Origin of the sequence: Streptomyces alkaliphilus, from assembly GCF_014141535.1 — a bacterium.
GTDB classification, from domain to species: Bacteria; Actinomycetota; Actinomycetes; order Streptomycetales; family Streptomycetaceae; genus Streptomyces; species Streptomyces alkaliphilus.
Genome location: NZ_VKHT01000153.1, coordinates 1 through 7,243, shown reverse-complemented (window position 1 = coordinate 7,243; position 7,243 = coordinate 1). Strand labels below are relative to the sequence as shown.

5 protein-coding genes are annotated in these 7,243 nt (G+C 74.4%); 2 read left to right on the top strand and 3 right to left on the bottom strand.

Going from position 1 to position 7,243, the window contains the following annotated elements; translation table 11 throughout:
- Positions 1-48: 48 nt before the first annotated feature.
- The gene (locus FNQ90_RS07685; RefSeq protein ID WP_182605664.1) at positions 49-3,426 is read left to right on the top strand and encodes a tetratricopeptide repeat protein; all 3,378 of its coding nucleotides are present in this window, start codon (positions 49-51) and stop codon (positions 3,424-3,426) included.
- A gap of 76 nt (positions 3,427-3,502) precedes the next feature.
- Here FNQ90_RS07685 and FNQ90_RS07680 read toward each other — a convergent pair whose 3' ends face one another.
- Together FNQ90_RS07680 and mca are read right to left on the bottom strand one after the other, a co-directional pair.
- Positions 3,503-3,694 carry a hypothetical protein gene (locus FNQ90_RS07680; protein ID WP_143620449.1) on the bottom strand — a complete coding sequence of 64 codons (192 nt, stop codon included), beginning with the start codon at positions 3,692-3,694 and terminating at the stop codon, positions 3,503-3,505.
- Positions 3,691-4,614, bottom strand: coding sequence for a mycothiol conjugate amidase Mca (gene mca, locus FNQ90_RS07675; RefSeq protein ID WP_182605662.1), 924 nt, complete (start codon positions 4,612-4,614; stop codon positions 3,691-3,693). Before mca ends, FNQ90_RS07680 begins: the two co-directional genes overlap by 4 nt.
- A 251-nt stretch (positions 4,615-4,865) precedes the next feature.
- Between mca and FNQ90_RS07670 the strand changes: the two genes are divergently transcribed.
- Positions 4,866-5,330 carry a DUF4307 domain-containing protein gene (locus FNQ90_RS07670; RefSeq protein WP_182605660.1) on the top strand — a complete coding sequence of 155 codons (465 nt, stop codon included), beginning with the start codon at positions 4,866-4,868 and terminating at the stop codon, positions 5,328-5,330.
- A 175-nt stretch (positions 5,331-5,505) separates the two neighbouring features.
- On the opposite strand, the gene FNQ90_RS07665 is transcribed toward FNQ90_RS07670, so the two are convergent.
- On the bottom strand, positions 5,506-6,717 hold the full coding sequence (locus FNQ90_RS07665; RefSeq protein WP_228470949.1) for a S8 family peptidase: 1,212 nt from the start codon (positions 6,715-6,717) through the stop codon (positions 5,506-5,508).
- Positions 6,718-7,243 lie beyond the last annotated feature (526 nt).

Below are 7,243 nucleotides of genomic sequence, written 5' to 3'. Positions count from 1 at the left end.
CCCACCCGGCCGTCCCGGGACCGCGGGCGGGTGGGGGAGGAGCCGCCGATGACCGTCCCACCCACGCCGCCCGGTGCGACCCGCCGGCCCGCGTTCCGCACGTTGGAGGAGCTGCCGGCGCCCCGCCGGGGGGATGTCGAGCGTCTGTTGACGCGCGTCATCGACGAGGAGATCCGCCGCGCCGGTGACGGCACCGACGCCGGTCGGCTGATGGCCCTCGCCCGCTCCTCCGCCGACCGGATCCTCACCCCGGCCACCGAGGAGTGGCAGGAGTACCTCCGGGCCGAGGAGGAGAACGCCGCCGGCCGTTTCCGCGAGCGTCTGGACGGCCGGACCCTGGCCGCCGTCGGCGCCTCCACGGTGTGCGCCGCGGCGGTGGCGCTGGTGCTGCTGCGCCCCACCGGCCCCGGCGATCCCGGCGTCGCCGACGCGGTGACCGGCGCGTTCGTCGTCGCCCTCGCCTCCGTCGTCGGCTTCCTGCTCCAGGCATCCGTCGCCCACCTGTGGGCCGCCGAGTCCCGGGCCGGCGTCCGCAACCAGCCCGGCGGGGTCGAACAGCTCCGCCTGGCCTGGCTCAACGCCGTCGAGGTGCGCGGCCTGAACCCCTGGCTCGCCCAGCAGCGAGCCGTCGTCACCCGCGGCGACACCAGCCGCACCCCCATGGGCCGGGCCGCGCACCGACCGGCGGCCCGTGACCGCAGTGGCGTCAGCCGCACCCGCGGCGTACTGGAACGCTCCTTCGAACGCCTCCCCGAGCCCGTGGACCCCTTCCCCGGCCGGCGCGAGGAGCTGACCCGCATCGCCCGCCTGGTCAACCGGGACCGGGCCGGCATCGACACCCACCCCACCGTCGTCGTCCTGCACGGCCCGCCCGGCACCGGCCGCACCGCTCTGGCCCACCGCGTCGCGCACGACCTGCGCCCCCTGTTCCGCGGCGCCTGCACGGTGGACCTGCGCGGCGGCAGCGAGGACCCGATGTCCACCCGGGCCGCCGCCCTCCACCTGATGAGCCGGCTCGGCGCCCCCCGCGACCAGGTGCTGCAACGCGAGACCGCCGGGCGTGACGGCGAGGAGGAATCCCCCGGACGCCTGCTGGAACGCTACCGACAGCACCTCGCCGGTCTGCCGGTGGTCATCGTCCTGGACGACGCCACCGACCCCGACCGGGTCCGGGCCCTCATACCGCACCGGTCACCGGCACTGGTGCTGGTCACCACCTCGCACCCGATGGACCCCGCCGACCTCCTGCCGCCCGGCGACGGCACCGGGGACGCCGGACCCACCCCGCCCGACCGGATCCACCACATCGCCCCGGCGCCCCTGACCGGGGCCGCCGCCGTGGAACTGCTGCGCGCCGCCCTCGGCGACCACCGCCCCGCCACCCCGCTGCCGCCCGACGACCCGGGCGCGACCGGGGACCTCGAACGCCTCGCCGCCGCCTGCGCGGGACGACCGCTGCTGCTGCGCCTGGCCGGTGCCGCGCTGGCACACCGGCCGGCCGCCGAACTCGCCCGCGCCCTGACCGGGGCCGGGAACCCGGAGGATCCGGAGGACCCCACCACCCGGGTGCTCTCCCTGTGCGCCGAACACCTGGGGGACCCCGCGCGCAGACTGCTGCGCCGATTGGCGGTGGCCGGCCGCGCCGCCGTCGGCCCGGCCGCCGCCGTCGCCCTCCTGGACACCGGCCGCGCCGATGCGGCCCGCCACATGGAGGAGCTGGCCCGGGCCGGATTCCTGCAACCGGCACGCGGCAACCGTCATCGCCTGCACGAATCGGTGCGCCGCTTCGCCCGGGCCCGACTCAACGAGGAGGAGACCGCCGAGGAGCGCGCCGCCGCCCGCGAACGCCTCATCCGCAGCTACGCCGAGCTGGCCGACACCGTCATCCGGCTCGTCGACGGCAACACCACCACCCGCACCGACGCCCTGCCCGGTGCCGCCGGCCGGCACGGCTTCACCTCCCTGGCCGCCGCCCTGCGCTGGTTGGACGAGGAGGCGGACTTCATCACCGCCACCCTCCGACACGCCGACCCGTCGGTGGACCGGGAGGCGATGCTGCGGCTGCTCGGAGCGCTGTGCGACTGGTGCCTGCTCCGTGGCGACCTGCACCGGCTGGGCGAGCTCAACGCCATGGTCCGCGCCCTGGACGAGGGGCGTTTCACCCGCTCCGTCCGCTGGCGCACCGGCGTCGCCGAACGTCAGCTCGGCGAGCTGGACAAGGCCCGCACCACGCTGACCTCGGTCGTCGGCCTCTACCGCGAGGACCGCAACCGGGCCGGCGCCGCCCGGGCCCTGCGCGACCTGGGCATCACCCTCCAACACCAGGGACGGTTGCCCGAGGCCGCCGAACGGCTCGGCGAGGCGCTGGAGACCCAGACCGCCGAGGGCTTCGCGGCCGACCGCGCCTGGACCCTGCACGCGCTGGCCGCCGTGGAACGTGAACGCGGCCGGGTCCTGACCTCCGGCCGGCTGCTGGAGGAGGCGCTGGAACTGCACCGGGTCGGCGGCAGTGTGCACGGCGAGGCGTGGACCCGCTTCCAACTCGCGCAGACCCTGCTGCGCCGCGGTCGGGTCGCCGACGCCGACCGCGAGCTGGAGGCCGCCGCCGAGCTGTACGAGCGCTCCCGCGACCCCCGCGGCGGCGCCTGGGTGCTCACCGAGTCCGGTCGGTCCCGCCTGATCGGCGGCGACGTCACCGGCGCCGCCGAGCGACTGGAGACCGCTCTGGCCCGCCACCGGGAGACCGAGGACGTGCGAGGGGAGGCGTGGACCCTGCACCACCTGGGGTTGGCGTTGGAGGAGCGGGGCGATCCCGCCGAGGGGGTGCGCCTGCTGGAGCGGGCGCGCGGCATGTTCAACCGCATGCCGGACATCCACGGCCTGGCCTCCGCCCGCCACCACTCCGGCCGCGTCACCCGTGACGTCCGGGCCGAGGCCACCGGATCGCTGCGCAACAGCGGCTTCTCCCGCCAGCTGCTGGTCGACGCCCGTCGCGACTTCCGCCGCGCCGGCGCGCCCTACGGGGACGCCTGGTCGGCGCTGGAGCTGGCCGTCGTCGACGCCGGCAACGAGCGCCCCGGACAGGCCCTGACCCTGGCCGACGAGGCGCTGGCGGTCTTCGCCGAGGGGTACGGGGAGGGGGCGCCGGACGCCCGCGGCACCGATTGGGCGCGCTTCCTGCGCTGCACGCTGCTGCCGCTCGCCTCACCGGGCGGTCCGGAGGTCGGGGCGGTGGTCGCGCAGGAGGAACTGGAACGGCTGCGACACGAGGACCACCCGTTGCGCGACCCGGCGCTCGCGGACGCGGTGGAGGCGTTCGCGGTGATGCTGGGGCGCGACCGGGGACCGGAGGAGGGATGGACGGCGTGGCGGCTGGGCCTGGTGCCGCGCCGCGCCGCCGCCGACGTGATCGGGGTCACCGACTGAACCGCCCGGGGCCCGGGGGACCCGTCGCACCGGGTGGGAGGCCGACGCGGTCGGCTCCCCACCCGGTGTCCGGGCTTCAGTCCCCGCCTTTGTCCCGGCGGGCGTCCAGACGGTTGAGCCGGCCGCTCATCGAGCGCAGCAGGATCCACACCGCCGCGCCGAGGGCGGCGAAGATCGTGAACCCCAGCACGCCGGGGGTCACGGTGAACTCGTTCAGCTCCCGCGCCGGCTCGGCCAGGAACGTCACCAGGGAGGTCGGGTCGCTCATGGGGCCATTGTCCCGGGTGTTCCGGAAGCGGCGGACCCCCGGTCGGCCGTTGGGTCACGCAACCCCGCGAACAGGTCCGACTCCGGCAGGGTGGTGTCCACCCGGCTGCGGGCCAGTTCGTACTCCTCGGTCGGCCACACCTCCTGCTGCACCTCCAGCGGCACCTTGAACCAGCCGCCGTCCGGATCGATCTGGGTGGCGTGCGCCAGCAGCGCCTTGTCGCGGATCGGGAAGTACTCCGCGCACGGCACGTACGTGGTCAGCTCACGCCCCGCCCGCTGGAACTCGTCCCACCGGCGCAGCCAATCCCCGTACGGGGAGTCCATGCCGCGCTCCAGCATCGCGTTGTGCAGCGCCAGCGTGCGGGGGCGGTTGAAGCCCTGGTTGTAGTAGAGCTTCAGCGGCTCCCACGGCTCGCCGGTGCCCGGGTAGCGCTCCGGGTCGCCCGCTGCGTCGAAGGCCACCATCGAGACGGTGTGCGTCATGATGTGGTCCGGGTGCGGGTAGCCGCCGTTCTCGTCGTAGGTGGTGATCACCTGCGGGCGGAAGGATCGGATCAGTCGCACCAGTGGCTCCGCCGCCTCCTCCGCGTCCATCAGCGCGAAGCAGCCCTCGGGAAGCGGTGGCAGCGGGTCGCCCTCGGGCAGCCCGGAGTCCACGAACCCCAGCCACTCCTGCCGCACGCCCAGGATCTCCCGGGCCTCCGCCATCTCCCTGGCCCGCACCTCGTGGATGTTCTCCTCGATGTACCGGTCGCCCTGCAGGCGCGGGTTGAGGATCGATCCGCGTTCGCCGCCGGTGCAGGTGACCACCATCACCTCGACACCCTCGGCCACGTACTTGGCCATCGTCGCCGCACCCTTGCTCGACTCGTCGTCGGGGTGCGCGTGCACGGCCATCAACCGCAGTTGCTCTGTCAAGACTCGGTCCTCGCCGTCTCGCTCCGGGATACGCCTTCTATAGTGACCGATGGGGAAGGCTCCCCATTCCCGCTTTTCCGGCGCTTTTCGCGGTCGCGGGATCCGCCGGCCGGGGCGGGCCGGAAAACGACGCCGGGTGGCCGGGAAGTCCACCCGGGCGGGACGGTGGACCGGTGGGGTCACCCGCACCACAGGGACCACACGAGTCCCCCGACAGGACACGAGCACACCGGGAACGCGAGGAACCACGCATGACGTCCGAGAGGCACCCCGGGGCGGCCGGGACGCCGTCCGCCGTCCCGTCCGGCGGTGCCCGCCCCGCGCCCCCGCCCGGTCGTTACGGGCGCTCGGCCCCCGACGACGCCCGCACCGATCGCCGACTGCGGATGGTCGGTGCCGGTCTCGGGGCGCTCTTCCTGGCCTTCCTGGTGTGGACGGGGATCTCCGTGATCGGCGGGGAGCGGGTCACCGGCACCCTGACCGGCTTCACCGTGGTCTCCGATGAGGAGGTCGAGGCGGTCCTCCAGGTGCGCAAGCCGGCCGACGGTGTCGGGGTGTGCACGGTGCGTTCCCAGGCCGAGGACGGGCTGGAGGTCGGCCGGGCCCAGTTCCGCTTCGAGGCGGAGGGCGAGGTGGAGCTGCGGGCGGTGACGTTGCGCACCACCCAGCGCGGTACCAGCGCGGAGTTGCTGGGCTGCGTGCTCGCGGAGGGCTGAGGCGGGCCGGCGACCCCGCCCCGGTGCTCCTCCCACCGCACGGAACCGGGCGTCCCCCGGTGGGGAGACGCCCGGCTCGTGTCACGCGACGGGTGGTGGGTCACCGGGCCGCAGGCGCGGTGTCACCCGGTTCGGAGGGTCCCGGTGGTTCCGGACTCCGGTGAGGGGGTCCGGGTCAGGGCACCCGCAGCAGGCGGTTGGGGCTGCCGCTGCCGGGGTTGGAGATCCGTCCGGTGGTGGACAGGGAGACGAGCCGGGATTCCACCTGGGCGGGGGACAGGCTCGGGCTGCCGCCCAGCACGAGGGCGGCGGCACCGGCGACGTGCGGGGCGGCCATCGAGGTGCCGGAGATGGTGTTCACCGCCGTGTTGGAGGTGTGCCAGGGGGCGGCGATGCTCTGTCCGGGGGCGAAGATGTCGACGACCGAGCCGTAGTTGGAGAAGGAGGCGCGGCTGTCGGAGCTGGTGCTCGCGGCGACCGTGATGGCCTGGGTGACCCGGGCGGGGGAGGAGTTGCCGGCGTTGGCGTTGCTGTTGCCGGCGGCGACGACGTAGGTGACGCCGGAGGCGATGGAGTCGCGGACGGCCTGGTCGATGACGCTGTTGGCGCCGCCGCCCAGGCTCATGTTGGCGACCGAGGGGCCGGAGGCGTTGCGGGTGATCCAGTTGATGCCGTTGACCACGGACTGGACGGTGCCGGAGCCGGAGTTGTTGAGCACCTTCACGCTGACCAGGTCGGCCCGCTTGGCGACGCCGTAGGCGGTGCCCGCGGCGGTGCCGGCGACGTGGGTGCCGTGGCCGTTGCCGTCGGAGCCGTTGCCGCCGAAGGCGTCGTAGCCGAAGCGCGCCCGGCCGCCGAAGTCGTTGTGGGTGTACCGGATGCCGGTGTCCACGATGTAGATCGTGACCCCGGCGCCGGCCTGGTCGGGATAGGTGTAGGAGTTGTTCAGCGGGAGGGCCGGCTGGTCGATGCGGTCCAGACCCCAGGAGGGTGGGTTGACCTGGGTGGCGGTGGTGTGGACGACCTCGTCCTGGACCACGGCCTCGACGGCCGGGTGGGCGGCGAGCTTCGCGGCGTCCGCCTCGTCGGCCTCGATCGCGACACCGTTGAGCACCGATTCCCAGGTGCTGGTGATCTCGGCGTCGAAGTCCTCGGCGAGCTTCTCGGCCTCGGTGGATCCGGCCTCCACCTCGTCCTTGAAGATGACGATGTAGCTGCCCTCGACGGCCTCGGGGGCGTCGGCGTTGAGGATGACGCCGACCGGTTCCTCGGCCGCCGCGGCGTGCGAGACGGCTGGCAGGATGCCGAGTCCGAGGGCGAGGACTGCGGCGCCGGTCACGGTCAGACGCAGTCCGGAACGGCTCAGGGGGGTGCGCGGCACTGACATCGAGGGTCCTTCCTCAGCGTGGTGCGCGAGTGGGGGGACGGGCAGGTGGTGCCTGGTGCCCGGGGTGGCGGACCCGGAGCCCATCTGGGGCATGGGCATGACAAATTGATCCCGGTGGTGTCCGAGGTGACGGACGCCCCGCCGGGGAAAAGATTCACCCCGTCACAGGAATCGCGCAAGGGGGTCGGAGCCCATGAAGCCTTAATTCACGTGCCTGTCACACGGCGCCGGACGGTCTGGTCCCACGCCGTCGCGGGAGTGGTGAACGACCCTTCGGCGCCGAGGGGTTGGCGGGAAACCGACATGCCGGGGGCGGCCGTCGACCGTCGAATCGCTCTCCACCGGTGCCCCGACGGCCCCCGGAGGGCGCCCGACCGGCCCGGTCGTCCCCGGGGTGTCCACCGGTGGGGGGACCGTCGCGGGTCGGCGAATCGCGGACCCACCCGGAGGGGGTGGCCGGATCGAACCGCCCCGACACGCCCGGGGCGCGGAGTCGCCGGCCGGCTCGCCCCGTTCCGCCCCGTCC